At 70.3% G+C, this 26164-nt stretch carries 27 protein-coding genes; 19 read left to right on the forward strand and 8 right to left on the reverse strand.

Features of this window, described 5'->3' with window-relative positions; translation table 11 throughout:
* Positions 1 to 423 precede the first annotated feature (423 nt).
* The 6 genes from ACRDSQ_RS30580 (at position 424) to ACRDSQ_RS30605 (ending at position 6771) form a co-directional block, all read left to right on the forward strand.
* The gene (locus tag ACRDSQ_RS30580; RefSeq protein WP_431425900.1) at positions 424 to 2205 is read left to right on the forward strand and encodes a D-alanyl-D-alanine carboxypeptidase family protein; all 1782 of its coding nucleotides are present in this window, start codon (positions 424 to 426) and stop codon (positions 2203 to 2205) included.
* A 154-nt stretch (positions 2206 to 2359) separates the two neighbouring features.
* Entirely contained in the window at positions 2360 to 2491 is a 132-nt protein-coding gene (locus tag ACRDSQ_RS30585; RefSeq protein WP_431425901.1) for a hypothetical protein, read from the forward strand.
* A gap of 429 nt (positions 2492 to 2920) precedes the next feature.
* Positions 2921 to 3985 (forward strand): C40 family peptidase, encoded by a 1065-nt coding sequence (locus ACRDSQ_RS30590; RefSeq protein WP_431425902.1) that lies wholly within the window; start codon positions 2921 to 2923, stop codon positions 3983 to 3985.
* A 77-nt stretch (positions 3986 to 4062) separates the two neighbouring features.
* Complete coding sequence (locus ACRDSQ_RS30595) at positions 4063 to 5409, forward strand: basic secretory protein-like protein (protein WP_431425904.1); 1347 nt, start codon at positions 4063 to 4065, stop codon at positions 5407 to 5409.
* A gap of 20 nt (positions 5410 to 5429) precedes the next feature.
* The gene (locus ACRDSQ_RS30600) at positions 5430 to 6578 is read left to right on the forward strand and encodes a glycosyltransferase family 4 protein (RefSeq protein WP_431425905.1); all 1149 of its coding nucleotides are present in this window, start codon (positions 5430 to 5432) and stop codon (positions 6576 to 6578) included.
* Positions 6547 to 6771 carry a hypothetical protein gene (locus ACRDSQ_RS30605; RefSeq protein WP_431425906.1) on the forward strand — a complete coding sequence of 75 codons (225 nt, stop codon included), beginning with the start codon at positions 6547 to 6549 and terminating at the stop codon, positions 6769 to 6771. The genes ACRDSQ_RS30600 and ACRDSQ_RS30605 overlap by 32 nt, the downstream gene beginning before the upstream one ends.
* Here the strand turns inward: ACRDSQ_RS30605 and ACRDSQ_RS30610 are convergent.
* A complete protein-coding gene (locus ACRDSQ_RS30610) occupies positions 6762 to 8558 on the reverse strand; it encodes an AMP-dependent synthetase/ligase (protein WP_431425907.1) in 1797 nt (598 codons plus the stop codon). The two genes, ACRDSQ_RS30605 and ACRDSQ_RS30610, sit on opposite strands and share 10 nt — an antisense overlap.
* A gap of 85 nt (positions 8559 to 8643) precedes the next feature.
* Here ACRDSQ_RS30610 and ACRDSQ_RS30615 point away from each other — a divergent pair, with 85 nt between their 5' ends.
* From ACRDSQ_RS30615 to ACRDSQ_RS30640, 6 genes are read left to right on the forward strand one after another with little or no spacing between them, the layout of a single operon-like run.
* A complete protein-coding gene (locus ACRDSQ_RS30615) occupies positions 8644 to 9024 on the forward strand; it encodes a polyketide cyclase / dehydrase and lipid transport (RefSeq protein ID WP_431425908.1) in 381 nt (126 codons plus the stop codon).
* A gap of 9 nt (positions 9025 to 9033) precedes the next feature.
* The gene (locus ACRDSQ_RS30620) at positions 9034 to 9822 is read left to right on the forward strand and encodes a metallophosphoesterase family protein (protein WP_431425910.1); all 789 of its coding nucleotides are present in this window, start codon (positions 9034 to 9036) and stop codon (positions 9820 to 9822) included.
* Positions 9823 to 9841: 19 nt separating this feature from the next.
* Entirely contained in the window at positions 9842 to 10279 is a 438-nt protein-coding gene (locus tag ACRDSQ_RS30625; RefSeq protein ID WP_431425912.1) for an SRPBCC family protein, read from the forward strand.
* Between the two features lie 13 nt (positions 10280 to 10292).
* Complete coding sequence (locus tag ACRDSQ_RS30630) at positions 10293 to 11456, forward strand: ArsA family ATPase (RefSeq protein ID WP_431425914.1); 1164 nt, start codon at positions 10293 to 10295, stop codon at positions 11454 to 11456.
* The gene (locus ACRDSQ_RS30635; protein ID WP_431425915.1) at positions 11453 to 11848 is read left to right on the forward strand and encodes a hypothetical protein; all 396 of its coding nucleotides are present in this window, start codon (positions 11453 to 11455) and stop codon (positions 11846 to 11848) included. Before ACRDSQ_RS30630 ends, ACRDSQ_RS30635 begins: the two co-directional genes overlap by 4 nt.
* Entirely contained in the window at positions 11845 to 12777 is a 933-nt protein-coding gene (locus ACRDSQ_RS30640) for an ROK family protein (RefSeq protein WP_431425916.1), read from the forward strand. Before ACRDSQ_RS30635 ends, ACRDSQ_RS30640 begins: the two co-directional genes overlap by 4 nt.
* 9 nt (positions 12778 to 12786) lie before the next feature.
* On the opposite strand, the gene ACRDSQ_RS30645 is transcribed toward ACRDSQ_RS30640, so the two are convergent.
* Positions 12787 to 13254 carry a hypothetical protein gene (locus tag ACRDSQ_RS30645; RefSeq protein ID WP_431425918.1) on the reverse strand — a complete coding sequence of 156 codons (468 nt, stop codon included), beginning with the start codon at positions 13252 to 13254 and terminating at the stop codon, positions 12787 to 12789.
* Positions 13251 to 14012, reverse strand: a complete 762-nt coding sequence (locus ACRDSQ_RS30650) for an alpha/beta hydrolase (RefSeq protein WP_431425919.1) — start codon at positions 14010 to 14012, stop codon at positions 13251 to 13253. Before ACRDSQ_RS30650 ends, ACRDSQ_RS30645 begins: the two co-directional genes overlap by 4 nt.
* Before the next feature lie 225 nt (positions 14013 to 14237).
* Here ACRDSQ_RS30650 and ACRDSQ_RS30655 point away from each other — a divergent pair, with 225 nt between their 5' ends.
* The 5 genes from ACRDSQ_RS30655 to ACRDSQ_RS30675 all read left to right on the forward strand — a co-directional run bounded on the left by ACRDSQ_RS30655 (position 14238) and on the right by ACRDSQ_RS30675 (position 17516).
* The gene (locus tag ACRDSQ_RS30655) at positions 14238 to 14993 is read left to right on the forward strand and encodes a lysophospholipid acyltransferase family protein (protein WP_431425921.1); all 756 of its coding nucleotides are present in this window, start codon (positions 14238 to 14240) and stop codon (positions 14991 to 14993) included.
* 187 nt (positions 14994 to 15180) lie between these two features.
* Complete coding sequence (locus tag ACRDSQ_RS30660) at positions 15181 to 15684, forward strand: polyadenylate-specific 3'-exoribonuclease AS (RefSeq protein ID WP_431425922.1); 504 nt, start codon at positions 15181 to 15183, stop codon at positions 15682 to 15684.
* Between the two features lie 117 nt (positions 15685 to 15801).
* Entirely contained in the window at positions 15802 to 16827 is a 1026-nt protein-coding gene (locus ACRDSQ_RS30665; protein ID WP_431425924.1) for a 6-phosphofructokinase, read from the forward strand.
* Between the two features lie 27 nt (positions 16828 to 16854).
* Positions 16855 to 17124, forward strand: a complete 270-nt coding sequence (locus ACRDSQ_RS30670) for a type II toxin-antitoxin system VapB family antitoxin (protein ID WP_431425925.1) — start codon at positions 16855 to 16857, stop codon at positions 17122 to 17124.
* Positions 17121 to 17516: a type II toxin-antitoxin system VapC family toxin gene (locus tag ACRDSQ_RS30675; RefSeq protein WP_431425926.1), complete on the forward strand. Its 396-nt coding sequence runs from the start codon at positions 17121 to 17123 to the stop codon at positions 17514 to 17516. The genes ACRDSQ_RS30670 and ACRDSQ_RS30675 overlap by 4 nt, the downstream gene beginning before the upstream one ends.
* Positions 17517 to 17522: 6 nt before the next feature.
* Here the strand turns inward: ACRDSQ_RS30675 and ACRDSQ_RS30680 are convergent, their stop codons facing one another.
* The gene (locus tag ACRDSQ_RS30680; RefSeq protein ID WP_431425928.1) at positions 17523 to 17960 is read right to left on the reverse strand and encodes a CHRD domain-containing protein; all 438 of its coding nucleotides are present in this window, start codon (positions 17958 to 17960) and stop codon (positions 17523 to 17525) included.
* Positions 17961 to 18065: 105 nt separating this feature from the next.
* On the opposite strand from ACRDSQ_RS30680, the gene ACRDSQ_RS30685 reads away from it, so the two are divergent.
* Both ACRDSQ_RS30685 and ACRDSQ_RS30690 read left to right on the forward strand, forming a co-directional pair.
* Positions 18066 to 19433, forward strand: a complete 1368-nt coding sequence (locus ACRDSQ_RS30685) for an amidase family protein (RefSeq protein WP_431425929.1) — start codon at positions 18066 to 18068, stop codon at positions 19431 to 19433.
* 165 nt (positions 19434 to 19598) lie between these two features.
* The gene (locus tag ACRDSQ_RS30690) at positions 19599 to 20987 is read left to right on the forward strand and encodes a class II 3-deoxy-7-phosphoheptulonate synthase (protein ID WP_431425931.1); all 1389 of its coding nucleotides are present in this window, start codon (positions 19599 to 19601) and stop codon (positions 20985 to 20987) included.
* 60 nt (positions 20988 to 21047) lie between these two features.
* Here ACRDSQ_RS30690 and ACRDSQ_RS30695 read toward each other — a convergent pair whose 3' ends face one another.
* The 4 genes from ACRDSQ_RS30695 to ACRDSQ_RS30710 form a co-directional block, all read right to left on the reverse strand.
* The gene (locus ACRDSQ_RS30695) at positions 21048 to 21659 is read right to left on the reverse strand and encodes a TetR/AcrR family transcriptional regulator (protein ID WP_431425932.1); all 612 of its coding nucleotides are present in this window, start codon (positions 21657 to 21659) and stop codon (positions 21048 to 21050) included.
* Entirely contained in the window at positions 21656 to 23425 is a 1770-nt protein-coding gene (locus tag ACRDSQ_RS30700) for an N-acyl-D-amino-acid deacylase family protein (protein ID WP_431425933.1), read from the reverse strand. Before ACRDSQ_RS30700 ends, ACRDSQ_RS30695 begins: the two co-directional genes overlap by 4 nt.
* 41 nt (positions 23426 to 23466) lie before the next feature.
* A complete protein-coding gene (locus tag ACRDSQ_RS30705) occupies positions 23467 to 24744 on the reverse strand; it encodes a wax ester/triacylglycerol synthase family O-acyltransferase (RefSeq protein ID WP_431425935.1) in 1278 nt (425 codons plus the stop codon).
* 85 nt (positions 24745 to 24829) lie between these two features.
* Positions 24830 to 26164, reverse strand: a 1335-nt coding sequence (locus ACRDSQ_RS30710) for a PASTA domain-containing protein (RefSeq protein ID WP_431425936.1), incomplete at its 5' end; no start/stop codon positions are given.

The raw sequence follows: 26164 nt of genomic DNA on the forward strand, positions 1-26164 counted from the left end.
GAACCTGTCCGGGTCGTTGTGATGGATCTCCAGCTCCGCCATGCCACGAAGTCTCCCGGCGACCACCGACAATCCGGGCCCGGTTTCCGACCTCGACGACTCGTGTCACACGATGGTGTCAACAACGCGGAATGGCTTGCGGTGAAACAGATTTCGGGTACGCGCACCGCGGCTCCCGGTCTGACAATGCGCCGCTGCCACGTTGACGCGGCAAGGACAGATCACACCCGATCAGTTCCCCAACCGAGAACCAGGTCACCTGCTTGAACCTGCCCCGCCTGAGCGGGGGCTGGGCATCGACAGGTCGGGGAATCGCGCACGCTCCAAGCGCCCGGGGAAATAGTGCCCCCGCCGTCACGCGGTTGGTACCTTCGCGTTAATACTGGTAAGTAGGGAACGCGACACCGAGGAGTTGGTACGCGGGTGCGTAGGTGGGGTCAGGCCCAGGTCTCGGGTGCCGCCGCGCTGGCCCTGGTGGCGGTGCTGCTCGCCAATCCGGGCGCGGGTGCGCAGCAGCCCACCGAGCCGCCGCAGATCGAGGCCGGTGTCGGCCCGGGCGCGCCGGTGCCGGACCCCCGCCCGGGTGAGGCCTTCGCCGACCCCAAGGTCGCCGAGTTGCAGCGCACCGCCACCGACGTGCAGCGCGAGCTGTCCGACCTCTCGGACAAGATCCGGACCGCCGAGGACGAGCTGCGCCAGGCCACCAGCAAGGTGGATCGCGCGCGGGTGGAGCGGGAAGCCGCTGACAAGATCGTCGCCGCCCAGCAGGGCGAGGTCGACGCCTACTCCGCCGCCCTCTACTCCGCGCTCGCGCAGCCCAGTGAGCTGCAGATGCTGCTCACCGCGGGCGGCCCGGAGGAGTTCCTGCAGGGCAGCAGCCTGATCGAGCGCGTGCGGATCGACCAGGACCAGCGGCTGGCCCAGGCCGTCGCCCGGCAGCGGGGGGCGCAGGACGCCGAGAACGCCGCCGTGGGCACCGAGCGGGTCGCCGCCGAACGCAAGGCCGACCTGGACCGCCGCAACGGCGACGCGTCCAACCGGGCCGCGGCTGTGTCGTCCGAGCTGCGCGGCAAGGTCGAGGACACCAACGCCGCGGTGATCGCCCAGCAGACCGCCCAGCGGGAACGCAACCAGAAGACCGCCGCGAACTGGAAGGCCTACACCGAGAAGCTGGCGTTCGCGGGCATCGTCGCGCCCAAGGCGGCCGCCCTGCGCGATCCGGCCCAGCTGCCTGCCCGGCTGGAGCCGCTGCCCGGTTCGACCGGCGCGCCGCAGCCCGGTGTCGCCAGGGCAACGCTGCCGACCGGCGAGAAGCTGCTCGTTCTGCCCGCCGAGGTGATCGGCGCGGTCAACACCGCCGTGAGCGTGCTCGGCAAGCCCTACGTGCCCGGCACGGGCGGCGAGGGCCCCAACGCCTACTCCTGTGACGGCCTGGTCCGGTCCGCGTTCGCCGCGGGTGGGCTGGCCCTGCCCGGCGCCGTGGCCGAGCAGATGGGCGTGCTGACGCCGGTGCCGACGCCGGACGCCCAGCCCGGCGACGTCGTGTTCCTCGGTCCCGCCCGCCTTGGTGTGCAGGGCGTCGGCATCGTGCTCGACGAACGCACGATGCTCACCGCCGACGGCAGGCTGGCGGGCGTCGTGGTGACGGACCTGCCCGGCGGAGACACCCTGCTCGGTGTCGCCCGGCCCGCGCTCGGGCAGCGCCAGCCGCAGCCGGTGCCGCAGGCGACCGACGGCGGCCTGCGCTGGCGCTGTGGGGGAGTGCAGCTCCCGCCTCGTGCGCCTGGGGAGGCGCCCGGGGCTTGGGGCGGCTATCCGAACGGCCTCATCCCGCAGGCGGCGCTGTGTCTCATCGGCGTCGGGTCACACTCGCTGCGCTGCGACGCGGCAGGCTCGTTCCGGGCGATGTCGGACGCGTTCGCGTCGGTGTTCGGCCGGGCGATCTGCCTGACCGACTCTTATCGGACCTTCGCCGCGCAGGTCCGGCTCTACGGCGTGAAACCCGCTTTGGCGGCGGTCCCCGGCACCAGCAACCACGGCTGGGGGCTGGCCGTGGACCTCTGCGGCGGGGCCCAGTCGTTCGGCACGCCGGAGTACGCCTGGCTCGCCCAGAACGCCGGTGTGTTCGGCTGGGGGAATCCGCCATGGGCGCGTCCGGGGCGGGGCCGCGAGGAGCCCTGGCACTGGGAATACATCGGGTCTTGATCTATTGGCTTCGATCATTTCGAACACCTGAGCGAAATTGTCGGTGGCGTCTTCTAGTGTGTGAAACACGAGATCGTCGGCACCGGAAAGGACCCGGGTAATGATCATCGATTGCGATAGCTGCGAGGTTCGTGGGAACGCTTGTCAGGATTGCGTGATCAGCGTGCTCCTCGGCGCGCCGCCCAATGTCGATCTCGACAGCTCCGAGCGGCTCGCGATCGACGCCCTCGCGAGTGTCGGCCTTGTGCCTCGGCTGCGGCTGATTCCGGTGGAGAAAACGGCCTGAAACCGGGTGATCGGTCGGGGTGATCGTGAGAATTCGCCGAACGGTCGCTCTAGATCGCCGAACGGTTCCACGGGCGGGTGAACTGGGTGTTGTCGTTGTCACAGGGTGGAGTTGCCACTGCTCCGTTGGTGTTTGGGAAGGATTCCCGGCGCTTTTCCGGCGCACCTGGTAGACGAGGAGGCTCACGTTTCGTAACCTGTCCGATATCTCGCGGCCAGCAGTCGCCCACCCCGAGGTGGCTACGCGAGATCGCCGCCGAAGTCAGCCTCGTCCGGCTGACCCGGATCCCCCACGGTGGGGTCGTCGATGATCGAGAAGTGCGCGACACGATCGCGAGCGGATCGGTCCGGCCGGAAGCGCTCCCCCAGCGCCCCCGGTGCCCGAGGACAACCCCGTCGGCGGTTTTGAGGACGAAGGAGTACGCGCGACGTGTCGTCGCATCGACTCAAGCGAGCTGTGCGTGGAGCCCTGAGTGTCACCGCGGTCATCTCGGTGATCGGTATGTCCCAGAGTCCCGCGTACGCGCAGCCGGCCCAGCCCCCGCCGCCCCCGACCACCGCGTCGGAAGCGACCAAGCAGTACCAGGAGCTCAGCGCCAAGGCCGGAACCATCAACGAGGACCTCCTGAAGGCGAAGGAGGACCTCAAGGTCAAGCAGGCCGAGTACGACAAGGCCACGGCGGATGTCGCCGCGGCCGCCGAGCTGGAGAAGCAGTCCGCCGCTCAGGAAGAGCAGTTCCGCGGCCAGGTCGACCAGCTGACCAACGCGTCGTTCCAGGGCGCGCGCTTCAACAAGATCAGCGCGCTGCTCACCGGGTCCTCCGCGGACGACTTCCTCGAGCGTGCTTCCGCGCTCACGGTTCTCGCCTCGGACAACCAGAACGCGCTGTCCAAGTACACGACCGCGGTGGCCACCGCCGCCCAGGCGCGCAAGCAGGCCGAGGACGGCCAGACCCGCGCGGGCGAGGCCAAGGCGGCCTCGGAGAAGCTGCTCGCCGACATCACCAAGGCGAAGGCCGATCTCGACGCGCAGATCAAGCAGGTCGAGGACGCCAAGAACCGCCTCACCGCGGCGGAGCGCAAGACCCTGTTCGAGCCGCCCGCCGACACCGGCGTCTACGTCGGCTCCGGCGATGCGGGCAAGGCCATGGAGGTCGCGCTCGCGCAGCGCGGCGACCCGTACGTGTGGGGCGCCGAAGGCCCGAACGCGTTCGACTGCTCCGGCCTCACGCTCTACGCCTACCGCGCCATCGGCATCAACCTGCCGCACTCCAGCCGGTCGCAGTACACCTACGGCAAGTCCGTCTCCAAGAGCGAACTCATCCCCGGTGACCTGCTGTTCTACGGCGGCAGTGCCAGCACGATCCACCATGTCGCCATGTACATCGGCAACGGCATGCTCGTGCACGCCTCCACCTCGGGTGTGCCGGTGAAGACCGCCCCCCTCTCCGGTGGCGGCAGCGACTACCTCGGCGCCAAGCGCATCGTCGGGTAGTCGTCAGCGACAGTTTCGAGTCGGGACCAGTGCCTTTGGGTACTGGTCCCGACTTGTTTCTCCCTTACGATCACCCAATGGCCATGAGGGCACGGGTGCGAGCCTGGCTGAGCGCCGTGGTCGCCACGACCGCGCTCGCCGGGATGGTGTTCATCGCCGTCCCCGCGTCCCAGGTGGTGCCCTCGTCGCCCGCCCCACCCAGCCAGGGGCAGCCGCTGGGCGGGCTGCAGCCCGCGGGGCCCCAAGGCGATCGCACCGAACGCGCCGACGCGATCACGTCGCTGCTGCAGCGGCGGGCCGACGCCATCGTGCGCCGCGACGAGGCCGCGTTCCTGGCGGGCCTCGACCCGCTGGCCGACCCGAATTTCCTGGAGAGCCAGCGCGCGCTGTTCACCAACCTCGCCGGGGTCCCGTTCGACCACTGGTCCTACGTGCTGCACCCGGACGACAGCCTCGACCTGTCCTCGCTGGACGACGACCGCAGCGCCGAACTGTGGGCGCCCGCGGTGGACCTGCGCTACGCGCTCGGCGGGGTCGACCTGACGCCCACCAGCCGGGCCATGGGCTACCTGTTCGTCCACCGCGCGGGCACCTGGTACCTGCGGTCCGACACCGCCCTGAACGACCTGGGCAGGCGGTCGTGGCGCGGTCCGTGGGACTTCGGCCCGTGCGTGGTGACCAAGACGACGCACGGCCTGGTCCTGGCGCACCCGGGCAGCCAGCCCATGGTCGACCGACTGGTCCGCGAACTGGACCCGTCGGTGGAGGCGGTCAACCGGGTGTGGGGCAACGGCTGGTCCCGGCGGGTCGCCCTGTTCCTGCCGGACGGACCCGCGGAGATGCGGGCGCTGGTCGGGCCCGACTTCCCGGTGGAGTCCGTCGTCGCCGTGGCGATCGCCGACCGGGTGGACACCGCTGAGCGGACCGCCACCGGGCAGCGGGTCATCCTCAGCCCGATGGGCGCCCGCGCGCTGTCGGTCGCCTCGCTGCGGGTGGTCCTGCGGCACGAGATCACCCACGTCGCCGCCCGGTCGGTGACCGTCGACGGCTCCCCGATGTGGCTCCTCGAGGGCTTCTCCGACTACGTCGGCTACCGCGACACCGACATTGCACTGTCCCAGGGCGCCCCTGACCTGGCCAAGCAGGTCCGCGAGTCGGGGCCGCCGACCTCGTTGCCCGAGGACCGCGCGTTCCGGGGCAAGGACCGCGAACTCGACCTCGCCTACCAGCAGGCGTGGTCGATCAGCCGCTTTGTCGCCGACCGCTTCGGCGAACCCCGCCTGGTCACGCTCTACCGCGAGCTGGGCGGGGCGGGGCCGCTGTCGGCCAGCGATACCGACGACCTGCTGCGCCGGGTGATCGGCATGGACCGCGCGATCCTGCTCCGCGAGTGGCAGGCATACCTGCGTGGGGCGCTGCGCTAGCCGGGGAATAGGTTGGCCCGGTGCGTCGAACGCTTCTGGTGACCAACGATTTCCCGCCCCGCCCCGGCGGCATCCAGACCTATCTGCACTCGTTCGCCACGCGGCTCGGGCAGGACCTGGTGGTCTACGCGCCGTCGTGGGAGGGCCATGCGGAGTTCGACGCGAAGCAGCCGTTCACCGTCGTGCGCCACCCAGGCAAGCTGATGCTGCCCACCCCCGACGTCGCCCGCCGCGCCCGAGAGATCCTGCGCGCCGAGAGCTGCGACTCGGTGTGGTTCGGCGCCGCCGCCCCGCTCGCCCTGCTCGGACCCTCGCTGCGCGCCGCGGGCGCCCGCCGCGTGGTCGCCAGCACCCACGGCCACGAAGTCGGCTGGTCGATGCTCCCGGGCGCCCGCCAGGCCATCCGCCGGATCGGGTCGACCACCGACGTCGTCACCTACGTCAGCAACTACACCCGCGGCCGGTTCGCCGCCGCCTTCGGCCGCGCGGCGGCGCTGGAGCTGCTGCCCTCGGGGGTCGACACCGACCTCTACCGGCCCGACGCGGCCGCCCGCGCCGAGATCCGCGCCCGCTACGGGCTGGCCGACCGGCCGACGGTGGTGTGCGTGTCCCGGCTGATGCCCCGCAAGGGCCAGGACATGCTGATCCGCGCCCTGCCGAGGATCCGCGCCCGCGTGCCCGACGCGGCGCTGCTGCTGGTCGGCGGCGGCCCGTACCGGCCGCGGCTGGAGTCGTTGGCGCAGCAGGCCGGAGTGGCCGAGCATGTGGTGCTCACCGGCTCGGTGCCCTGGGAGGAGCTTCCCGCGCACTACGCGGCGGGGGACGTGTTCGCCATGCCGTGCCGCACGCACGGCCGCGGGCTGGACGTCGAGGCCCTGGGGATCGTGTTCCTGGAGGCCGCCGCCACCGGTCTGCCGGTCGTCGTCGGCGACTCCGGCGGCGCTCCGGAGACCGTGCTGGACGGCGAGACCGGCCACGTGGTCGACGGCCGTGACATCGCCGAACTGTCCGACCGCGTCGGTAGCCTCCTGGCCGACCCCGCCAAGGCCGCCACGATGGGCGCGGCGGGCCGTGAGTGGATGCGGCGGTCCTGGCAGTGGTCGGACCGGGCCGCGCGCCTGTCCACCTTGCTCGACGGTGAGACGACGTACCGGTTCGGCTCGAACTGAGGAGTACGCATGGTCTTGGACCCGAAGATCGAGGAACGTCCCGCGCAGGCGTGACGAGCGGGGACTGGACTGGGACGTCGAGGACGGACTCTGGGGCGCGCGGGTCGAACGCTTCCTGACCAACCCCATGGAGCGGCCCGATCCGAGCCAGTGGCACACCGAGGTGGCCATCCGGCTCGCCGGTCAGCCGTAGAGGGCGGCGATCTCCTCGGCGTACGCCTTGGTGATCGCCTCGCGCCGCACTTTCAGGCTGGGCGTGATCTCGCCCGCCTCCTCGGTGAAGTCGCGCGGCAGGATGGCGAACTCGCGGATCGATTCGGCCTTGGACACCGCGCGGTTCGCCTCGTCCACGGCCGTCCGGATCTCCGCGCGCAGGTCGGGGTCGTCCACCAGGTCGGCGACGGCCACCTGCTTGCCGTGGCCCGCCGCCCACACCGAGACGAAGTCGGGGTCGAGGGTCACCAGCGCGGCCACGAACGGCTGCCGGTCGCCGACCACCACGCACTGGCTGACCAGCGGGTGCCTGCGCACCCGGTCCTCCAGCACGGCGGGAGCGACGTTCTTGCCGGCCGCGGTGACGATGATGTCCTTCTTGCGGCCGGTGATCCGCAGGAATCCCTCGTCGTCGAGGTCGCCGAGGTCGCCGGTGCGCAGCCAGCCGTCCTCGAGGACCTCCGCGCCGGCGGCCGGGTTGTGCCAGTAGCCGCGGAACACCATCTCGCCGGACAGCAGGATCTCGCCGTCCTCGGCGATGCGGACCGACGCCCCGGCGACCGGCTTGCCGACCGTGCCGACCCGGAACGCCCGCTCGGTGTTGACGCAGACGGCCGCGGACGTCTCGGTGAGCCCGTAGCCCTCGTACACGGGCACGCCGACACCGCGGAAGAAGTGCGCCAGGTGCTCGCCCAGCGGCGCGCTGCCCGAGATCGCCGCGACGCAGCGGCCGCCGAGGACCGCGCGCAGCCTGCTGTAGACGAGCTTGCTCACCGCCGCCCGGCGGGCTTTCAAAGCCAGCGACGGGCCCGGTCCGTCCAGGGCGGTGCTGTACTCGACGGCGAGTTCCTCGGCGAGGTCGAAGACCCGGCCGCGGCCCGCGGCGTGCGCCCGCTGCCTGGCCGAGTTGTAGACCTTCTCGAACACCCGCGGCACGGCGACGATGAACGACGGCCGGAACGTCGCGAGGTCGGCGACCAGGTCGCGGACATCGGGCAGGTGGCCCAGCGTGGTGCGGGAGTACACGCAGCACAGCGCGATGGCGCGAGCGAACACGTGGGCCAGCGGCAGGAACACCAGCATCGCGTTCGACGGCCGCATGAGCTGCGGGAACGCGGCGATGTCCGCGCGGATCTCGGCCAGGAGGTTGCGGTGGGTCAACTCGACGCCCTTGGGCCTGCCGGTGGTTCCCGACGTGTAGACCAGGGTCGCGGTGTCGGACGAGCGGACCGCGAGCCTGCGCTCGTTCGCCGTGTTCTCGCTGACCTCGGCGCCTGCCGCGGTGAGTTCGTCGACCGCCGCTTCGAGGTCGCCGCCCGGCTCGATCTGCCACACATGCTCGACCTCGGCGAGCCGGTCAACCACCTTCTCCACGGTGCGCCGGTGGGCCGCGGTCTCCACCACGACCGCCCGCGCGCCGGAGTCGCCCAGGATCCACGCGATCTGCTCGGCCGACGACGTCTCGTACACCGGGACGGTCACGCAGCCCGCCGCCCAGATGGCGAAGTCGATCAGCGTCCACTCGTACCGGGTCCGCGACAGCAGCGCCACCCGGTCGCCCGCCCGCAGCCCCGAGCCGATCAGCCCCTTGGCCACGGCCGCCACTTGCGCGGCGAACTCGGCCGTCGTGACGTCGATCCACGACCCGTCCACCCGCCGCCGGAACGCCACCGCGTCGGCGAAGCGCTCGGCGTTGGCCCACACCATGTCGGTGAGGCTCTCCTCATCGGCCACTGTCCCGATGGCGGGCACGCTGTATTCGCGCACATCGACCTCCCCGTGATCGCCCCCAAATTAGTCCTACCGGCCCGTGCCGTGCGGGTCACCCCGGGTGGCATGACATGCTGCGGGAATGCCGCATGTCGACGTGGTGGACGAGACGTTCATCGTGGTGCCGCCGAAAGTCGTGGCCGCCGCCTTCGCCGATCCCGGCGCGTGGCGCCGCTACTGGCCCGACCTCAAGCTGGAGGTCTACGCCGACCGCGGCGACGAGGGCCTGCGCTGGACCGTGAGCGGCGCGCTGGTCGGGACCATGGAGGTCTGGCTCGAACCGGTGCTCGACGGCACGGTCGTGCACTACTTCCTGCGCGCCGACCTGCCCGAGGGCCGCCCGGTCAAGAACGTGCGCCGCGAGCTGACCGCGCGCCAGCTCGCCGCCAAGTCTGTGGCGCTGGGGCTCAAGGCCGTCCTGGAGGACGGTCGAGCGCCCGGGTGCGCTCCCGTGTCCGCGTAATGTAGACCCGTGCGGGTTCATGTGGTCTCCGACGTTCACGGCAACGCCGAGGCCCTGGCCCAGGCCGGACAAGGCGCCGACGCGCTCATCATCCTCGGCGACCTGATCGACTTCGTCGACTACCACGACCACTCCCGCGGGATCCTGGGCATGGTGTTCGGCGCGGAGAAGGTCGCGGTGTTCGCCAGGCTGCGCCGCGAGCGGCTCACCGCGGAGGCCTCCGCGTACGCCCGCGAGCTGTGGTCGACCCTGCACGACGCCGCGGGCGTGGTCGAGGAGGCCGTCCACACGCAGTACAAGGCGCTGTTCGCGGCGATGCGGGCGCCCACCTTCGCCACGCCGGGCAACGTCGACCTCCCGCACCTGTGGCCCGAGTTCGCGGGCGACGGCATCGAGGTGCTCGACGGCGATGTCGCGGAGGTCGGCGGGCTGCGGTTCGGCTTCGTCGGCGGCGCGCTGCTCCCGCGCGGGGTCGCGCCGAGGCGCACCGGCCCGTTCGTGCCGTACCTGCGCACGCCGGAGGAGTTCGACGAGGCGGTCGCGAAGCTGTCCGACGTCGACGTGCTGTGCAGCCACATCCCGCCGGACGTGCCGGAGCTGACCTACGACGTGATGGCGCGACGCGCCGAACTGGGATCGTCGGCGCTGGTCGACCTGATCCACCGGCAGCGGCCCCGCTGGTCGGTGTTCGGCCACGTCCACCAGCCGCTCGCCGACCGGATGCGGCTGGGCCGCACCGAGTGCGTCAACGTCGGACACTTCCAGCGGACCCAGTGGCCGTACGTCCTGAGCTGGTGACGGGGTAACCTCCCGAACTATGGCCGACGAGTCCACGCAGTCCATCGTCGTCGACGCCCCGGCGGACGCGATCATGGCGGTAATCGCAGATTTCGAGGCGTATCCCGAGTGGGCGGGGGCGGTCAAACAGAGCGAGGTGCTCTCCCGTGACGCCCAGGGCCGCGGGCAGGAAGTCACCTTCACCCTCGACGCCGGGGTGTTCAAGGACGTCTACACCCTGGCCTACACCTGGGCCGAAGACGGCCTCGCGGTCGACTGGACGCTGGTCAAGGGCCAGATGCAGCGCTCGCAGAAGGGCCGCTACGCGCTGCGCGAGGAAGGCGGCCGGACCACGGTCACCTACACCCTGTCCGTGCAGCTGATGGTGCCGATGATCGGCCTGTTCCGCCGCAAGGCCGAGAAAGTGATCATGGACACCGCGCTCAAGGAGCTCAAGCGCCGCGTCGAAGCGCTGTAGCGAAGGGCGACGCGTGCGGATTCTGCTCTTCACCGGCAAGGGCGGGGTAGGCAAGACGACCCTGGCCGCGGCGACCGCCGCCCGCATCGCCGCGTCCGGCCGCAAGGCGCTGGTGGTGTCCACCGATCCCGCGCACTCGCTCGCCGACGCGTTCGGCGCCGTCCTGGGCGCCGAACCGTCCGAAGTGGACACTTCGCTCTACGCCGCGCACGTCGACGCCCGGTCTTTGGTCGACCGGTCGTGGCCGCAGTTGCGCGACCAGTTGCGCGGGGTCTTCGCGGGCGCGGGCCTCGATGAACTCGACGCCGAGGAACTCACCGTCCTGCCCGGCGTCGACGAACTGCTCGCGCTGTCCGAAGTGGCCCGACTCGCCGAGAGCGGGCCGTGGGATGTCGTGGTCGTCGACTGCGGTCCGACCGCGGAAACGTTGCGGCTGCTGGCTTTGCCCGAAGCGATCGCCGGGTATCTGGACCGCGTGTTCGGCGCCGCCCGGGGAATGTTCGCGAGCGCGCAGGTCCGGTCCGCCGCCAAGTCGATCTCCACGTTGGCCACGCACCTGGCGGGCCTGCGTGCTGTGCTGACGGACCCGTCGATGACCAGCGTGCGACTTGTGCTCACCCCGGAGCGGCTCGTCGTCGCCGAGACCCGCCGAACGCTGGCCGCGCTCGCCCTGCGCGGGGTGCATGTGGACGCGCTCATCGCCAACCGGCTGGTGCCCAAGGCCCGGCTGTGGCAGGGCCCCGCGGCGAGCTGGCTGCGCACCCGACGGTCCGAACAGGACGCCGTGCTGTCCGAATTGGACGCCTCGACGCCGCTGTCGGTGCACGTGGTCGAACACCGCGCGGCCGAACCGATCGGCTCGCGCGCGCTGATCGACCTCGCCGACGAGCTCTACGCGGGCATTGATCCGCTCGACGGCCTGCGCAGGCCGGGAGTCCCGCTGCTGTCGGTGCGGGCCGACGGCGACGACTGTCTGCTCACGGTGGCGCTGCCGCTCCTCGACGGCTGTGACCTGGACCTCGTGCGGGTCGGTGACGATTTGGCGGTCACTGTGGACGGCGTGCGCAGGCTCGTCGCGCTGCCGCTTATGCTTCGGCGCTACACCGTTATCGACGCCGAGGCCGACGGCGCCGGTCTGGTGCTGCGCTTCGCGCCCGGCCAGGAGGAGCGCCCGTGACGCAGACGACCACCCAGGACCCGGGGTCGCGGCTGGCCGACGAACTGCGGCTGCTGATGGCCGCGGTCGCCGAGCGCGCGGGCCCGTGGCTCGACCGGGTCGCGGTCAGCACCCACGACGAGCACGAGCCCACCATTCCCGGCGAGTCGTGCCAGTGGTGCCCGGTGTGCGCCCTGATCGCCCTGCTGCGCGGCGAGCCGTCGGAGCCGGCCACCCGCGGACTCGACCGCGTCGCCGACCTCGTGGCCCTGCTGCGCGCGGTGCTGGCCGACCGGTGGGAGCCCGAGGCGGACCCGCACATGCCGGGGTTCCGCCCGGAGCCCCCCGCGCCGTCGGACTCGCCGCGAGTGCAGCGGATCGTGGTGCGGCGCAAGGGGATGACACCGCAGTGACGGCCATCGGTGTCGACATCGGCGGCACCAGCGTCCGGGCGGGTGTGGTGGACGCGCACGGAGCGGTCCTCGACACGGCCCGCGGCTCGACGCCGAGCGGCGAGGCCGAACTGGAAGACGTGATCTGCTCCACCATCGAGACGCTGTGCCGCAAGCACGAGGTGAGCGCTGTCGGGCTCGCGGTGGCGGGCTTCGTCGGCAACGACCGGCGCTCGGTGATGTTCGCGCCGCACCTGGCGTGGCGCGCGGCCCCGGTCGCCGACCGCATTGCTTCGCGTATCGGGTTGCCGGTGGTCTTGGAGCACGACGCCAATGCCGCCGCCCTGGCCGAATATCACTTCGGTGCGCTTCGTGGGGCGCGGGTCGGGCTGTTGATCGCTATCGGCACCGGTATCGGCGGGGCGCTGCTGATCGACGGGAAGCTGTTTCGGGGGGCGCACGGGGTGGCGCCGGAGTTGGGGCATCTTCGGTTGATGCCTGGTGGGCGGCCGTGTCCCTGTGGGAAGTCCGGGTGTTGGGAGCGGTACTGCAGTGGGACCGCGTTGAGCGCGACCGCGGTGGATCTGCTGGCGCGGCATCCTTCATCGACCCTGGTTCGGGAGGCGGCTCGGGACTCACGGGCGTTGACCGGTCGGAAAGTGGCCGCGGCTGCCCGTGAGGGTGATTCGGTGGCGCTGAAGGCGATGGCTGACTTGGCGAAGTGGTTGGGCGATGGGTTGGCGCTTGTCGCTGATGTCTACGACCCCGAGCTGATTGTGATCGCGGGTGGGGTTTCGGAGTCCGGGCCGTTGTTCCTGGATGACGCTCGGGATCGTTATCGGGCTGTTGTCACTGGTTCCGGGCATCGGCCGTTGGCCCGGGTGCGGATCGCGCATCTTGGTGATGACGCTGGGATTGTCGGTGCGGCGCTCGCCTGCGGCCTCGGTTGAGGCGCGCGTTTAGACCTGGGCTCCGTCGTCGCCGTCGAAGTCGGGTGGGGTCTTTCGCACCCGCATGAGCAAAAAGCCGATTCCGCCCGCGAGTGAGATCAACGCGATCGGGGTGGCGATTCGTGGGTCCAGGCCGATGATGTTGGGCAGCACCAGCAGGACTATGCCGATCACCAACAAGACGATCGCGATGATTGTCAGCGGGCGCAAACGCGGCAGGGGCGGTGGTTCCGGTGGTTCGTAACCGCCTGGGTCGTCATCGCCCGCCCAGTCGAAGTCGGTTTCGTGCCCGCGCCAGGCCGATGCCGTGGCTGGGGTCGGAGCAGGCGGGGCCGCTGGGGGTTCCGGTTCTTCCTGGACCGTGTCCGCTCGACGCTGTTCGACGTCGCGGCCGATTCCTTCGCGTTCGAGGTCGGCGATGATCTCGGCGAAGGCCGCGTCCACGTCTTCTGGGCCGTCGCCCGGGCGGTTGATCACACTCGCTCACCTGCGCTGACGCGGCGGACGAAGTCGACGCTGGAGTCGAAGATCAATGGGGCGTCGTGGTCGAGGGTGGCGACGTGGAAGCTGTTCTCCAGGACCACCTCGGTGGCGTCCGTGCTGGACACCCCGCGCAGGATCTCGTGGGAGTTCTCGGGCTCCACCACGTGGTCGACCGCTGAGTGCAGCACCAGCAGCGGCTGGTCGACCTTGGCCAGGTCTTGCCGCACGAACGCCCAGAACTTGGTCAGGCTCGCCATCGCGCGTAGGGGAGTGCGGGGGTAGGCGTACTCGCTGACACCGGCCAACGCGATGTCGTCGCTGATCGGGGGCACCGACGGGACGATCTTGGACAGCATCCCGACGAACCGGATCTCCTTGCGCAAGGTCATGATCGACGGGTTGACCAGCACCACCCCGGCGATCTCGTCCCCGTGCTCCTCCGCGAGCCGCAGGCACAGGGCCCCGCCCATCGACAGGCCGAAGACGAAGACCTGGTCACAGCGCTCGCGCAGCTCGGCGAAGGACTCCGACACAGTGCCGTACCAGTCGGGCCAGCCGGTGCGGTTCATGTCCTGCCAGCGCGTGCCGTGGCCGGGGAGCAGCGGCACCCGGACGCTGTAGCCCTGGGCGACGAGATGGTCGGCCCACGGGCGCATGCTGAACGGCGAGCCGGTGAAACCGTGGCTGAGCAGCACACCGATCTCGGTGGACCCATCGTGCGCGTAAGCCCGCGCGCCTTCGATATCGGGCACCCCGCTCCTCCTATGATCAGCTCGGTGAGCCTGGGATGTGGCCATAGTCGCACGAACTGGCGCCTCGGTGACCGGATCCGTGCCCGTGGTTTCCTCGTTGTGTACTCGGATGACTTGGGTGTCTCGCCTCGGTGCGTCCGTGTTACCGCTTGGCCGTAGCGTTGTGCGGGCCACCGGGGTTCGTAGGCTCGGGTGGGATTCAGGGGAGAACGGAGCGCTGGTCGCGTGGTGTACTGGTTGGTCAAGTGGGTCTTCCTGGGGCCTTTGCTGCGCCTGTTCTTCCGTCCCAAGATCGAAGGCGCGGAAAACATTCCCGCCGACGGTGGCGCGCTTCTGGCGAGCAACCACCTGGCGGTCTCGGATTCGTTCTTCCTCCCGCTGAAGGTCTCCCGGCGGGTGACGTTCCCAGCCAAGATCGAATACTTCACCGCCCCCGGGATCAAGGGCAAGCTCAAGAAGCTGTTCTTCACCGGTGTGGGTCAGATCCCGATCGACCGCTCCGGCGGGTCCGCCGCCCAGGCCGCGATCGGCACCGGCGTGCGGCTGCTGCGCGAGGGCCACCTGATGGGCATCTACCCGGAGGGCACCCGCTCGCCCGACGGCAGGCTCTACAAGGGCAAGACCGGCATCGCGCGGATCGCGCTCCAGGCTGGTGTGCCCGTCATCCCGGTCGCGATGTTCGGCACGGACAAGGCGAACCCGATCGGCTCGAAGATGTGGAAGCCGTACCCGATTCGGATCAAGGTCGGCAAGCCGCTGGACTTCTCCCGCTACGAGGGGCTCGAAGGCGACCGGTTCGTCGAGCGGTCCATCACCGACGAGATCATGTACGCCCTGATGGAGCTCTCCGGCCAGGAATACGTCGACGTCTACGCGGCGAAGGCGAAGGAACTGCAGGCTGCGCACGAGGCCGGGACCGTCACCGACGTGCCGACCCAACTCAAGCGCGACGCGCGGATCCCGGAGACCGAGGCCAGCTAGGCACTCTCGGTGCGGCGCGTTGCCGGTGCTCCGCGGTCCGGAGCGGCTTCGATTGAACGCCGTTTGCGTATCTTGACGAGGTGCGATCGGCAGATCCCGAGGTCTCGCTGTCCTGGCTGTGCGCAGTTCTCGACCGAGCACGTTGGGCGCTGTCGGTCGATATTCATCTTTTAGGAGAAAACGTAGAGTGCGCTTCTTTTATGACTGCGAATTCATCGAGGACGGAACGACGATCGACCTGGTGTCGATCGGTGTCGTCGACGAGAACGGCCGCGAGTTCTACGCCGTCTCCACCGAGTTCGACCCGAACAAGGCGGGCCAGTGGGTCCGCGACAACGTCCTCGACAAGCTGCCCTCGCCCGCGGACAAGGCGTGGTGTGACCGCGCGACCATCCGCAAGCGTCTGCTGGAGTTCCTGACCACCCCCAAGACCCGCGACAAGATGGAGCTGTGGGCCTGGTTCGGCGCGTACGACCACGTCGTCCTCGGCCAGCTGTGGGGCGCCATGCCCGCGTTGCCGCGGGAGATCCCCCGCTTCACCCGGGAACTGCGGCAGCGCTGGGAGGATGTCGGCAAGCCCTACCTGCCCACCCCGCCCGATGACGCGCACGACGCCCTCGCCGACGCCCGGCACAACCTCGTCCGCTGGAAGATCATCGAGGCCGAGTGGCAGAAGATGATCGCCGACTGACCAAGTTGTCCACACCCTGGACACCCCTCCTTGCTACACCGATTCAGTAGCCGGCAGGCTTGGCGTCGAAGTGGTGACGGCGGTCACTGCTCGCGAAGTCGGAGGAGGGTCGAAGACATGCGCGTCGGCGTGCTCACCGGTGGTGGTGACTGTCCAGGTCTCAACGCGGTCATCCGGGCCGTGGTGCGAAAAGGCATCGAAGGCCACGGCTGGGAGATCGTCGGCTTCCGCAACGGCTGGCAAGGCCCGCTCGAAGGGCTCACCAAGCCGGTCGGCCTCGCCGAGGTCGAGGACATCCTCACCCGCGGCGGCACCATCCTCGGCTCCTCGCGAACCAACCCGTACAAGGTCGACGGCGGCCCGGACAAGATCCGCGCGGTCCTCGCCGAACTCAAGATCGACGCGCTGATCGTCATCGGCGGAGAGGACACCCTCGGTGTCGCCAAGCGCCTGACCGACGACGGCATCGGCATCGTGGGCGTGCCGAAGACCATTGACAACGACCTCGGCGCCACCGACTACACCTTCGGCTTCGACACCGCGGTGCACATCGCGACCGAGTCGATCGACCGGCTGCGCACCACCGCCGAGTCCCACCACCGCGCGCTCGTCGTGGAGGTCATGGGCAGGCACGCGGGCTGGATCGCCCTGCACTCGGGGCTCGCGGGCGGCGCGAACGTGATCTTGGTCCCCGAGCACCCGTTCAGCGTCGACAAGGTCATCGAGTGGGTGCAGCGCCGCTTCGAGCGCCAGTTCGCCCCGATCATCGTGGTGGCGGAGGGCGCGCTCCCCGAGGGCGGCGCGGAACTGCTGGCCAGCGGCGAGAAGGACGCCTTCGGCCACGTCCGGCTGGGAGGCGTCGGCCAGTGGCTGGCCGAGGAGATCGCCGCCAAGACCGGTGAGGAGTCGCGAGCCGTCATCCTCGGCCACACCCAGCGCGGCGGCACCCCCACCGCCTACGACCGAGTCCTCGCCACCCGCTTCGGCCTGCACGCGGTGGACGCCGTGGCCGACGGCGACTTCGGCGTCATGGTCGCCTTGCGTGGCACGGACATCGTCCGGGTCAAGCTGGCGGAGGCGACGGCCGAGCTCAAGACGGTGCCGCTGGAGCGGTACGCGGAGGCGGAGATCTTCTTCGGCTGATTACACCATTTTGGGTAGACTTACACCATGGCGATGAACATCAAGGATCCCGAGGCCGAGCGGCTGGCCGCGGAGGTGGCGGAACTCGCCGGCGAGACGAAGACCGCCGCGGTGCGAAACGCGCTCCGGGAGCGCCGGGATCGCCTTGTCGAGGCGACGGCAAGTCGGCGCGAGCGGAGCTTCCGGAGCTTCCTTCAAGAAGAGATCTGGCCGCATGTTCCCCCGGAAGTGCGCGGCAAGACGACCACCAAGGCCATGCGCGAAGAGATTCTCGGCTACGGCCCGGAGGGCGTGTGATCCTCGATACTTCCGCGATCGTTGCCGTACTCCTCCAGGAGGAAGGCAGCGATCAGCCGGCAGACCGACTCGACGGTGCGGAGGTCTGCAGGATTGGCGCCCCCACACTGCTGGAGGCATCGATGGTGCTCACCGGCCGTATGGGCGATGTCGGACGAGTGCTCCTCAACTCCCTTCTGCGGGAGAAGAACGTCGAAGTTCTCTCCTTCACCGAAGCACACTGGCGGATCGCTCAGAGCGCGTTCGTCCGCTACGGCAAAGGGCGGCATCCGGCGGCGTTGAACTTCGGCGACTGCCTCACCTATGCGATCGCCCATGTCGCGGGTGAACCGCTGCTGTGCGTCGGCGACGACTTTCCGCAGACGGACCTGCCGCTCGTCGAACTCGGCTGAGCGCCGCTACTTGAGCTGGCCGCGTACCTCGCCGCCCGGGTAAGTCGGGGTGTGCACGTTGACGTAGTAGGAGCGTGGGTCGGCGACGATGGCCGCCAGCTCCGCGGGGGTCAGCGCGCCGCCCTCGGTGGCTGTGACGCACGCCGAGACGGTGCTGGTCGCCGCCGGCGGGGTGGTCAGGCCGACGACCACCGGGCCCGCGACGTTGCGGCCGCCGACGTGGATGTGGGCGGCGACCGGGCTTGTGCTCAGTTTCCGCACTTCGAGGGTGTAGCAGAGCTCGCTGCCGTCGACCTCGTAGGCGAAGAAGCCGCTGCCGTTGCTGACCACGGTGCCCGTCTCCTGCTCCGGGTTCAGCGGGATCGCGGGCGCCGCGGCGGCGACACCCGCCGTCAGCATGAAAGCCGCCGCGGTGGTGGTGATCAAGGTGAGCGCTCTGGCCATGTCGTCGTCTCCTCGGATCGGGATCCCCCTTAAGACAACGCGCGACCACAGCTCAGGGTTCAACGACCGGACCACGAACGCCTACCCGCGGGTATGGTGCCCGCCATGGAGGATCTGCTCTGGGCTGGAGCCCACGCGCAGGCACGGGCGCTGAGCGCGGGTCAGGTCACCGCGCCGGAGTTGCTCGAAGCCGTGCTGCGCCGGGCCGAGACGGTGAACCCCACCGTGAACGCGTTCCGCGTGCTCTACGCCGACGCGGCGCGAACGGCCGCAGTGGACGCCCAGCGCAGACTCGACGCGGGGGAGCGCACGCCGCTGCTCGGCGTCCCCATCGCCGTCAAGGACGACACCGACGTCGCGGGCGGGCTGACCACCAAGGGCGGTCGCCCGCAGTCGCCGCCCGCCGAGCAGGACAGCGCGGTCGTCGCGAAGCTCCGCGCCGCGGGCGCGTTGATCGTCGGCCACACGCTCACCCCCGAACAGTGCCTCTGGCCGTTCACCGAGACGCTGGCTTACGGCGCCACCCGCAACCCGTGGAACCTCGACTACACCCCCGGCGGCTCCTCCGGTGGTTCGGCGTCGGCCATCGCCGCGGGCATCGTCGGCGCCGCCACCGGCTCCGACGGCGGCGGCTCGATCCGCATGCCCGCCTCCGCCACCGGCATCTTCGGCGTCAAGACCTCCCGGGACCTCGTCGACGTGACCCCGTGGACCGGCACCTGGAGCGGCCTGTCGGTGATCGGCCCGCTTGGGCGCACGGTCGCCGACACCGCGGCCATGCTCGACGTGATCGCCGAGGACGGCGGCACCTACGGCGACGCGGTCACCGCCGACCCCGGCACCCTGCGCATCGCCTTGTCGTGGCGCACCCCGCTGGGCCCCACGCCGATGAACCCGCGCTGGAAGCGGGCCGTCGTCGACACCGCCGACCGGCTGCGCGACCTCGGCCACCGCGTCACCGTCGCCGACCCCGCACTCGGCACCGGCCCCTCCACCCAGTTCCTGATCCGCTACCTGCGCGGCGTCGCCCAGGATGTCGCCAAGCTGCCGAACCCGAAGTGGCTGGAGTCGCGCACCCGCAAGGTCGCCGCCCTCGGCAGGCGCATCCCGGACAGCACCCTGCGCTGGGCGCACGCAGGCGAGGCCCCGCTGCGCCGGGTGATGGAGGAGTTCTTCACCCGCTTCGACGTGATCCTGCAGCCGTCGTGGACTCGCAGGCCCACCCGGATCGGCCAGTTCCACGGCAGCGGCCTGACCGCGACGTACACGGGCGTGACGCACCGCATCCCGTACTTCCCGACGTGGAACGTCCTGGGCAACCCGGTCGCCGCGCTGCCTGTCGGCCGCGACGAGGCGGGCATGCCGATCGGCGTCCAGCTGATCGGCCCGGACCGCTCGGAGCGCCTGCTGCTGTCGCTGTCCGGCCAATATGAGCGAGCTCACCCGTGGGTCGACCGCAGGCCTGACCTCTGAGACGCACCGGCGCGGCGAAACCGGCTTCCACCAGCGAAAATCGGGGCCGCCTGGTTGAGTCGGCGGATCCCGGCCCGGTGAATCGGTCAAGGCCGTCGTCGTCCACGTGATGGGACCCGGTGTCCCGCTGTGCGGTCGTGAAGACCGACCTCCTACTCTTGACACGTGAACTGGACCGTGGACGTGCCAGTGGACACGCTTCCCGAGCTGCCCCCGCTGCCTCCGACGCTGCGTACCCGACTCGACGACGCCCTTGCGCGCCCCGCCGCGCAACAGCCCGAGTGGCCCGACGCCGACCAGGTGCGCCAGGTGCGCACCCTGTTGGAGTCGGTGCCGCCGATCACCGTGCCCGCCGAGATCGACCGGCTCAGCCGCAGGCTCGCCGAGGTGGCCAACGGCGAGGCGTTCCTGCTGCAGGGCGGCGACTGCGCCGAGACCTTTGTCGACAACACCGAGCCGCACATCCGCGGCAACATCCGCACGCTGCTGCAGATGGCGGTCGTCCTGACCTACGGCGCGAGCATGCCGGTGGTCAAGGTCGGCCGCATCGCCGGGCAGTACGCCAAGCCGCGGTCGAACAAGACCGACGCGCTGGGCTTGGCGGTCTACCGGGGTGACATCGTCAACTCCCTGGTCGCCACCCCCGAGGCCCGCGTGCCGGACCCGTCGCGGATGATCCGCGCCTACGCCAACGCGGGCGCGGCGATGAACCTGCTGCGTGCCCTCACCGGTGCGGGCATGGCCGACCTGACCAAGGTCCACGACTGGAACCGCGACTTCGTGCGCACCTCACCCGCGGGTGAGCGCTACGAGGCCCTGGCCACCGAGATCGACCGCGGCCTGCGCTTCATGCAGGCGTGTGGTGTCGAGGACAGCTCGCTGCACACCGTCGAGGTGTTCGCCAGCCACGAGGCCCTGCTGCTCGACTACGAGCGCGCGCTCCTGCGGCTGGACTCGACCGGCCCGGAGCCCAAGCTCTACGACCTGTCGGCGCACTTCCTGTGGATCGGGGAGCGCACCCGCCAGCTCGACGGCGCCCACATCGCGTTCGCGGAGCTGCTGTCGAACCCGATCGGCCTCAAGATCGGCCCGACGACCACCCCGGAAATGGCCGTCGAGTACGTCCAGCGGCTCGACCCGCGCAACGAGCCCGGCAGGCTGACCCTGATCAGCCGCATGGGCAACGGCAAGGTCCGCGAGGTCCTGCCCGCGATCGTGGAGAAGGTCGAAGCCTCCGGCCACAAGGTCATCTGGCAGTGCGACCCGATGCACGGCAACACCCACGAGTCCTCGACCGGCTACAAGACCCGCCACTTCGACCGGATCGTCGATGAGGTCCAGGGCTTCTTCGAGGTTCACCGCAGGCTGGGAACCCACCCGGGCGGCATCCACGTGGAGCTGACGGGCGAAGACGTCACCGAATGCCTCGGCGGCGCCCAGGAAATCTCGGACGCCGATCTCCACGGCCGCTACGAGACCGCCTGCGACCCCCGGCTGAACACCCAGCAGTCTTTGGAACTGGCCTTCCTGGTCGCGGAGATGCTGCGCTCATAGTCAGATCAACACGAAGTGCTCTTCCAGGTGCGAACAGCCCCAGGAAGAGCACTTCGTGCATTAACGAGCAGCAGCCCGTGCAGCGACAAAGGCAGCGAACTCCACCATCAAGTCCAGCCGCTGTTCCTCGATCACCGGATCAGGCGCGATCTCCCGCCGAATCGTCTCCCCGTCGAACGTGTGCTCCAACGTATTGACCAGCAGCTCAAGCTCCGCGTCGGAGAACACCTCAGTCCCGGCCACCATCCGCGCGATCTCCAGCAGTTCGGCGAAGAACCGCTTCCCGATCACCGAAAGCCGCGAACGCAACTCCGCGTCCGTCCGCGCGGCCACCATCAGCTCAAACCACACCACGTTGTCCTGAGCCCGGTGTCGCTCTCGCATCACCCGCACCGCGTCCTCGACACTCGGTGTGCCGATCTCGGCGAAACTGGCGCGAACGCTTTCGCAGTGGCGTCGCGCGACCTCGTCAGCCGCGGCCAACACAAGATCCAGCCGTGAGTCGTAGTGCCGGAACAAGCCGCCTTTCGAGACGCCCGAGCGCTCGCACACCGCCCCCAGGGACGTCTGCGCGTACCCGACCTCGGAGATGGCCCCGATCGTCGCGTCGATCAGCAGCCCGATCGTCGATTCCCGACGTTCCTGCTGGCTGCGCCGCTGCTGCTTGGTCACGTGCCTCCGACAGTCTCCCGCACCGTCGCCGGGTCGACTGTGCCGCGCGGTTCGCCCGCGCGCAGGAACCGGCCGGTGCGCCGGGCGGGGGCGAACTCGCCCGCGCCGAACACCTGGTTGCCCGCGACGAGCGTCGCCGTGACGGCGCGGTCGTTGCGGTTCACCATGCGGCTGAGGTTATCGAAGACCTCCACCGGCGCCTCGCTGAACTGGTCGACCGACTCGTCGAGCCCGGCCGGGTCGATCACCACCAGGTCCGCCCGGTCGCCTTCGCGGATGCGCCCGGCGTCGATGTCGCACCAGTCGGCGAGCTCACCCGTGAGCCTGTGCACCGCCCGCTCGACAGTCATGAACCCGCTCACGTGCGCCCGGCGCAGCAAGCGCAGCCCGAAGTTGTAGAACGCCATGTTCCGCAGGTGCGCCCCGGCGTCGGAGAAGCCCATCTGCACGTCGCGCAGCGAGCTGAGTTTGTCGAGCACCTTCGGGCGGTGGTTGGAAATCGTTGTGTGCCAACGGACTCCGGTGCCGTGTTCGACGACGAGGTCGAGGAACGCGTCGACCGGGTGCAGTCCCTGTTCGTCGCCGACCTGGCCGAACGTCTTGCCCACCACCGATTCGTCCGGGCAGGCCAGGATGTGCGCGTCGTAGAAGTCGCGGTTCCACACCCGCGGCGTCCACTTGCGGTCGTATTCGCGCCGGAACCGTCGCCGGTAGGCCTCGTCGCGCATCAGCTCGGTGCGCGCCTCGTCCTTCAGGTGCAGCGCGGCCGCGCCCGAGCCGAGTTCCTCGAACACCACCAGATCGATGCCGTCGGCGAAGATGTCGAACGGGACCGGCAGGTGCTGCCAGCGGAAGTCGCCGCGGCCGACCCGGTTGGTGAAGCCCGCGATCGGGCCCATGAGGTGGCCCAGCGCCGGGTTCGCCTTGACGTCGGCGGCGGTCAGGAAACTGGTCTTCAGGGCGGGCCGCAGCCCCATGCCCATCGACTCGATCAGGTACGGGACCAGGCTCGTCGGTGTGGTCAGGTTCGGAATCGACTGCAGCACCCGGCCCGCCCGGCGCAGGATGCGGTGCAGCGCCCGGTACTCCTTCCACGACGCGTACGTCGAGGGCAGGGTGCGTGAGCGGTAGCGGTCGCCGTCGAGCTTGTCCCACGGGCTGCGCATCTCCGAGAGCCCGACGAACCCGGCCGCCAGCGCGTCCTCAAGCAGGTCCCGCATCCGGTCCAGCTCGGCGGCGGTGGGCTTGACCTTGCGGTCGGTCGACCGGTCCAGGCCCATCACCCCGGCCCGCAGGTCCGAGTGCCCGAGGAACGACGTGACGTTCGGACCCAGCGGCAGCGACTCCAGCGCGGCGACGTATTCCACGGCGTTGGACCAGGTCTTGTGCTCCTCGACCGCCTTGATCACGCAGTCGTGCGGGATCGCCTCGACCCGGCTGAACAGGTCGGCGGCGTCGAGCGCGTCGACGTGCAGCGTCCCGAGCGAGCAGGAGCCGATCAACACGGTCGTGACCCCGTGACGCACCGATTCCGACAGGCTCGGCGCCAGCAGCACCTCGGCGTCGTAGTGGGTGTGGATGTCGATGAACCCCGGCACCACCCACTGGCCGGCGGCGTCGATGACGTTCGGGCAGCCCGCCGCGTCGAGCGGGGTCGCGGACACGGCGGCGACCCGGCCGTCCTTGATGCCCAGGTCGCGGATCGCTGAAGGTGCACCGGTGCCGTCGAACCAGCGGCCACCGCGGATGAGCGTCTCCCAGGTCATGGGTAAAGATAGAAACCGATCGGTCTCAAAATGTCAACGGCTCACGCGCAGAGCTCATGCAGGGTCGCCGTCGACTTGACGATCGCGTCGGCGAACCGGCCGAGGTTCACCACCGCCCCCGCGTCGGCGTTGATTCCGATGTGGACACCGTCGCGGTAGGTCGACACGGCGATGCTCACCCGGTGCCCGGGCGCGATCGGGACGATCGGATACACCTCGCGCATCTCCGCACCCGCGAGCCGCAACACCATGGGCGGGAACGGAACCGCGGTCACGACCGTGTCGAACAGCATCGGCGTCGCCGCCGCGAGCAGCCGGGTGCCGACCCGGTGGGCCAGCGGCGGCAGCCACGAGGCCATCATCGACAGCGCGCCCGCGCCCTTCTTCGGGCCGGCCACCTTGTTGGCGTCCATCGCGGTGCGAACCGTCTTGAGCCGGGCGACCGGATCGGGCTCGCCGACCGGGAGGTCGCACAGATAGCCGGAGATCTGGTTGCCGCCGCCCGCGTCGCCCCGGCCGCGGATGTTCACCGGGATCAGCGCGCGCACGTCCACGCCGTCGACCTTGCGCCCCGAGGCCTCCATCCAGTCGCGCAGCGCGCCGGTGAGGACCGCCAGGACCACGTCGTTGACCGTGCCGCCGTGGGTTCGGCGGATGTGCTTGATGTCGGCAAGGTCGAGCCGCACCCGGGCGAACTCGCGGGCGGCGGTGGTCCGATTGAGCAACGGGGCCGACCACGGCGCCCGCATCGCCTGGACGACGGAGCCCGCCACGTCCACGCCCTGGCGGACGCGCTCGATCAGCCCGGGCAGCGGAGCCGGAGCCGACTCCGCGGGCTGTGGGCGCTCACAGAGGCCGTCGAGCAGGCCCGCGGCGATCTCGACCGCGCCCGCGCCGTCGGTGAGCGCGTGGTGCAGCTTGAACAGCACCGCGAACTCGCCGTGCGGCAGGCCGGTGACGACGTGGAGGTCCCACGGCGGCCTGCTCAGGTCCAGCGGCCGCTCCAGCCATGACGAGGTGTAGGCGTCGAGCAGGTCGAGTTCCTCCGGCAGGCGGCACGCCGAGATCTGGTCGGCCGCGCGGAAGTCCGGTGTGGACGTCCACTCGGCGCCGCCAGGTGGGAAGAGGGTGGACCGAACCCGCTTGCGCAGCTTCGGCATGGCGTCGATCCGGGCGGCGAGGAGGCGGGCCACGTCGTCCGGATCGACCGGGGTCTCCGGTCGGAACACCGCGACCGCACCCACGTGCATGGGCGTGCTCGCGCGTTCCAGGCTCAGGAAAGCGACGTCCAGGCCGCTGAGTGGGGTCGTTGGGGGCATGGCTCAACGACACCAGGCTGAGATGACACGCGGGTTACTCCCATGGGTCTACCCAGCGGTAATCGCCCGATCGAGTTCGTCACACTCAGAAGGCGAACGCCCCGACCTTGGTGCCGCGCTGGACCTTGGTGCCCGGCGGCGGGTTCTGCGCGCGGATGATCCCGTTTGGATTGGTGAACACGCCCAGGTCCAACTCCAGCCCCAGGGCGGCCAGCGCGGCCTGCGCGTCCGGCACCGTCTGGTCGGTGAGGTCGGGAACGGTCACCGCGTTCGACACCACCACCGACACCCGTTTGGCCGCGTCGGGCGCGATCTTGGTCCCTGGTGCGGGATCCGTGCGGATGACGCGCCCTCCCTCGACGTCCCCGGAGAACTCGGCGGGCCCGTCGAACGGCTCGAAACCCTGCTCCTGCAGCAGCTTGAACGCCTCGTCGCGGGTCTTGCCGCGCGTGTCCGGCACCGGCTTCGGGGCGGGTCCCTTGCTCAGCACGATGATCACCCGCTGGCCCAGCTGCAGCTTGGTGCCCGGCGGCGGGTCCAGCCGCACCACCGTTCCCTTGGCGACGTTCTCGTCGAAGACGTTCTTGCCGTCGTCGCGCTGCGGCTGCAGCTCGGCCGCGCGGATCAGCTGCTCGGCCTGGTCCACAGTGGATCCCGCGGCCACGTCCGGCACCACGGGGCGCCCGGCCGACACGATGACCTTCACCTCGTCGCCGCGCAGCGCCTCGGTGCCCGCCGTGGGATCGGTGCCGATCACCTCGCCCGCGGCGATGTCGTTGTGGCGGACCGTGGTGACGTTCGGGTTCAGGTCGGCCGCGCGGATCGCCTGCTCGGCGGCCGCGGAGTCCTTGCCCTGCACGAGCGGGACCTCGGTGTAGCGGCCGCTGGTGAACCACCAGAGCGACGTGACCAGCACCGCGAGCGCCACCACGCCCGCCACACTCCAGCCGACGATCTTCTTCGTTCGCGACGGCGGCGGAGCGGCGGATTGGCCCGCGTGGATCGGACCGCTGGGGATCGGACCGCTGGGGATCGAACCGCTGTGCGGGCCCGCGAGGTGCGGCACCGGGTGCGGGCCGGTCTGCGGCATCGGGTTCGCCGCCGCCGAGTCGATTGCCTTCTCCAGGTCGGAGCGCAGCATGGCGCGGGTCCCCTGCGGACCGCCGCCGCTGAATCCCGTCGGCGCCTGCCGCATCACCGTCGCGCCCGGCGGCGGCACCGCCAGGTTCGGCACCGGCATGTTGCGCACGGTCGCCTCGGGATCGGCGAGGACCGGGGCGACCGCGCGGGTGGAGTCCTCCCCGACGGGGGCGGCGACCTCGGCGGGCGTCACGGGGACGGTCACGTCCAGCGGCGGCGCCTCGACCACCGGCACGCGCATCCGGGGCAGCGCGAGCTGCTCGCGGACCGACCTCAGCTC

Source organism: Actinokineospora sp., from assembly GCF_050699995.1.
In the GTDB taxonomy this organism is placed as follows: domain Bacteria; phylum Actinomycetota; class Actinomycetes; order Mycobacteriales; family Pseudonocardiaceae; genus Actinokineospora.

Excerpts from the sequence above, each read along its gene's own strand:
- ACRDSQ_RS30665 (WP_431425924.1), top strand. The coding sequence starts at position 15,802 with ATGCGCGTCGGCGTGCTCACCGGTGGTGGTGACTGTCCAGGTCTCAAC.
- ACRDSQ_RS30625 (WP_431425912.1), top strand. The coding sequence starts at position 9,842 with ATGGCCGACGAGTCCACGCAGTCCATCGTCGTCGACGCCCCGGCGGAC.
- ACRDSQ_RS30680 (WP_431425928.1), bottom strand. The coding sequence starts at position 17,960 with ATGGCCAGAGCGCTCACCTTGATCACCACCACCGCGGCGGCTTTCATG.
- ACRDSQ_RS30615 (WP_431425908.1), top strand. The coding sequence starts at position 8,644 with ATGCCGCATGTCGACGTGGTGGACGAGACGTTCATCGTGGTGCCGCCG.
- ACRDSQ_RS30670 (WP_431425925.1), top strand. The coding sequence starts at position 16,855 with ATGGCGATGAACATCAAGGATCCCGAGGCCGAGCGGCTGGCCGCGGAG.
- ACRDSQ_RS30595 (WP_431425904.1), top strand. The coding sequence starts at position 4,063 with ATGGCCATGAGGGCACGGGTGCGAGCCTGGCTGAGCGCCGTGGTCGCC.
- ACRDSQ_RS30700 (WP_431425933.1), bottom strand. The coding sequence starts at position 23,425 with ATGACCTGGGAGACGCTCATCCGCGGTGGCCGCTGGTTCGACGGCACC.
- ACRDSQ_RS30705 (WP_431425935.1), bottom strand. The coding sequence starts at position 24,744 with ATGCCCCCAACGACCCCACTCAGCGGCCTGGACGTCGCTTTCCTGAGC.
- ACRDSQ_RS30685 (WP_431425929.1), top strand. The coding sequence starts at position 18,066 with ATGGAGGATCTGCTCTGGGCTGGAGCCCACGCGCAGGCACGGGCGCTG.